Source organism: Aerococcus sp. L_32, from assembly GCF_050689315.1.
Genome location: NZ_JBOEQF010000972.1, coordinates 1 through 700, shown reverse-complemented (window position 1 = coordinate 700; position 700 = coordinate 1). Strand labels below are relative to the sequence as shown.

The following is a 700-nucleotide window of genomic DNA, read 5'->3' as shown; positions in this document are numbered from 1 at the left end:
TATCATCTTTATTGATGAGATTGATGCTGTTGGTCGTCGTCGTGGTGCTGGTCCAGGATCAGGTCATGATGAACGTGAGCAAACATTAAACCAATTGTTGGTTGAGATGGATGGTTTCTCTGAAAAAGATAATGTTATCGTGATTGCGGCAACTAACCGTTCTGACGTATTGGACCCAGCTTTACTACGTCCAGGCCGTTTTGATAGACAGGTATTAGTTGGTCGTCCAGATGTTAAGGGACGTGAAGCAATCTTGAAAGTACATGCCCGTAACAAGCCGTTCGGCCCAGGTGTGGACTTGAAGGTATTAGCGCAACAAACGCCTGGATTTACTGGTGCTGAACTTGAAAACTTATTAAACGAGGCGGCTTTAGTGGCAGCTCGTGTAGATAAGAAACAAATTGATATGATTGATATTGATGAAGCGCAAGACCGCGTGATTGCTGGTCCGGCTAAGAAAGATCGCGTGATTTCTAAGGTTGAACGTCGTATGGTTGCTTACCACGAGGCTGGTCATACCATTGCTGGTTTAGTCCTAAGCGACGCCCGTGTAGTTCACAAGGTGACAATTGTACCGCGTGGTAAAGCTGGTGGTTATGCGATTATGCTTCCTCGTGAAGACCAAAACCTTTACACAACCAAAGACTTGCGTGAACAAGTTATTGGTTTACTAGGTGGACGTGCCGCTGAACAATTAATA

The 700-nt window shown here is 45.1% G+C and carries 1 protein-coding gene; it reads left to right on the top strand.

Translation table 11 applies throughout. The annotated features are described in order from the left end of the window. Positions 1–700: AAA family ATPase (locus ACRCJ0_RS17685; protein WP_431391456.1), on the top strand; the 700-nt coding region annotated here is incomplete at both ends.